2 pseudogenes are annotated in these 2,988 nt (G+C 48.2%); both read left to right on the plus strand.

Annotated elements, in window-relative coordinates:
* Positions 1 to 863 precede the first annotated feature (863 nt).
* Positions 864 to 2,700: pseudogene (locus tag ACG95_RS13870) on the plus strand (heavy metal translocating P-type ATPase).
* 37 nt (positions 2,701 to 2,737) lie between these two features.
* Positions 2,738 to 2,956, plus strand: a pseudogene (locus ACG95_RS13875) (tyrosine-type recombinase/integrase); the annotation flags it as partial.
* Between the last annotated feature and the right edge of the window lie 32 nt (positions 2,957 to 2,988).

Here is a 2,988-nt window from a genome sequence, read left to right on the forward strand (position 1 = left end):
TTCGTTCAAGTTATTTCTTGCAATCTGCCAAATAATAAACCTGCTACTGAGTATATACACTCTATATAACAATTAATTCGTGGTTCTTCCTACCTTTGTGGGTAGTCCCCACGCGTAAATTTCCGACTAGCAATCGGTACATTCCTCCGAGTTATTCCTCGAAGCACTCAGCACCCTGACTAAATCAGGTTTAATCGGCATTGTCCGTTGAATTCTGTTTGTGCTAACTCAAAATCAGTAGCAGAATTTCCTTCTTTCCGTTGGTTGAATTCGCCGAACGCCATACTGAAAAGTGACTTATACATTGCCTAATCGCATTGGTGTTGATCTACAATTTAGCGCTGATTAGTGTTTCTAATGGTACTCGCCTTGTCATTGACAAGCGACCACGCTGACACACCACGTAACGATTAATGGTTACATTTATCTTGCTAATGGATAACCCCCTTGATACACCAGATAAGTCCGACCAGTGACTCAGTTCGCCCAGCAAGTTTAAAATGGCGTCCATGGTACAAAAAAACACGCAACAAGGGTAACGGATTACCACCTGTACAGCGCGCCTGGTCTTATGCAAATGCTGATTTCAGTATTTTTTCTGATATCTAGTGTTCATGTATAAGTATACTAGTATTAGAAGTAAAATCGCTTGTTTAATGGGCGTTTAAGCTTATCAGGTTAAGCCTAAGCGCGCCTTTTTCATTCCAAAAGCGGTCATTATTTCAGAAAATAGTTATAATTTTTCGTAACTATTAGAATTTTATTTAGAATCATTCTTATCTGTTTAAATAAATTGCATTTCATGTTAGGATTATAACAATCATAGAGGAATCAGTTACATAACACAAGAGGAGGGGTTTTCGATGCGCCATTATTATAAACTCACGTTAACGGTCAGTGTCGGGATCATTGCGCTAATTCTTCAGTTTGGCTTTCACCAACAGCTGGCTGCCCAGCTGATTATTACGTTGTGGGGCTCCGTTATGGCCCTATCAATGCTGGTTGAGATGGTCAAAACGTTACGGTCCGGTAAGTACGGCGTCGACCTACTTGCAATCACTGCCATCGTCGCCACCCTGGCTGTCAGCGAGTATTGGGCCGGCCTAGTGGTCCTAATCATGCTGACCGGTGGGGATTCTTTGGAGGACTACGCTGCTAAGCGTGCCAACACCGAATTAAAGGCTTTGCTCGATAATTCACCACGGACCGCACACCGCATTCAGAACGAACAGTTAACCGATATTGCGGTCGAAGACGCGGTCGTGGGGGATCAGTTAGTGGTTAAGCCTGGCGAACTGGTGCCCGTCGATGGTCACTTGATCGATGGCACTGCCATGTTTGACGAATCTTCACTGACTGGGGAATCCAAGCCGGTTGAAAAAGCCGTCGGTGATGATTTAATGTCCGGAGCGGTCAACGGCGATAGTGCCGTTACGATGATCGTTGACAAGCTCGCCGCCGATAGCCAGTACCAGCAACTGGTCAAGTTGGTGAAAGAATCTGAATCACGCCCCGCCAAGTTCGTACGGTTAGCCGATCGGTACGCGGTTCCGTTTACCTTAGTTGCGTACGTGATTGCGGGCATCGCTTGGCTCATCAGCGGTGATCCGCACCGGTTCGCCGAAGTTCTGGTCGTAGCTTCACCGTGTCCATTAATTCTGGCCGCACCAGTCGCCCTCGTCTCAGGCATGAGTCGCACTAGCCGGAACGGGATCGTCGTTAAAACTGGTGACATGCTTGAAAAAATGTCGACTGCCAAATCGGCCGCCTTTGATAAGACCGGAACGATCACTAGCGGCCAACTAACCGTGAATGACATCGTTCCCCAGGCTGGTTTTACCCCAGATCAGATTTTACACTTGGCCGCCAGTGCCGAACAAAATTCCAGCCACATTTTAGCCCGTTCCTTAGTTAAATTTGCCAACGACCAACCCCTCAGCCCCGTCGCCGACCTCGAAGAAGTCACCGGTAACGGGGTCACCGCCACGGTCGACAACGCCGTCGTTAAAGTCGGGAAGCTAAAATTCCGATCCAGAAACTACGACGGCACCACTCGCACAAACGGCGATTTACGTCGCCGTTGATGGCCGTTACGCCGGCTACGTGACCTTTATCGACAACGTTCGGCCAGAAGCCGCTGCCACGTTACAAGCCCTGCACGCTGAAGGCGTTAAAAACGTGATGATGCTGACCGGGGACCAACAAGCGATTGCCGACAACATTGCCGAAGCCGTCGGAATCGATACGGTGGCTGCCAATTTACTTCCGGCGGACAAGATCAAGCACTTAAAGGCCGTTACTAAGGATGAACGTCCGGTTATCATGGTCGGCGACGGGGTCAACGACGCCCCATCACTGGCCGTGGCGGACGTCGGCATCGCCATGGGGGCGCACGGTTCCACCGCGGCCAGTGAATCGGCCGACGTCGTGATTTTAAAGGACGACCTCAGCCGCGTGGTCACCGCGATTCAAATTGCCAAAGACACCATGCAAGTGGCTAAGCAGGCCGTTTGGATTGGGATCGCCATCTGTACGATTCTAATGCTGATTGCCAGTACCGGGATCATCCCGGCCCTCTTCGGCGCAATGCTTCAAGAAGTCGTTGACACGGTTTCGATTCTTTGGGCACTCCGAGCTTTACGTGACCGCCCAAATTCCAACGTTAAACCGCTCAAACCAACGACCGTACACCAAAACTAAGGACGTGACACTATGCCCCAATTACCCGAATGGCTCCAAAATTATGAGTAAGGTTGGCGATCTATTAGGAATTAATTATCTAGGTACTCATACAATGCGCAAAACTGGGGCTTATCGTGTTTATACGCAATCAAATTACAATATTGGCCTAGTCATGCACCTACTAAATCACTCAAGTGAAGCCATGACTTTAGCTTATTTAGGCTTGGATCAAGCAAGTACAGAAAACATGTTGAACCAAATTGATTTTGGGTAAATTGGTAGATTGCAAATTTAATCCGAATTTTT

Source organism: Lactiplantibacillus herbarum, assembly GCF_001039045.1.
In the GTDB taxonomy this organism is placed as follows: Bacteria; Bacillota; Bacilli; order Lactobacillales; family Lactobacillaceae; genus Lactiplantibacillus; species Lactiplantibacillus herbarum.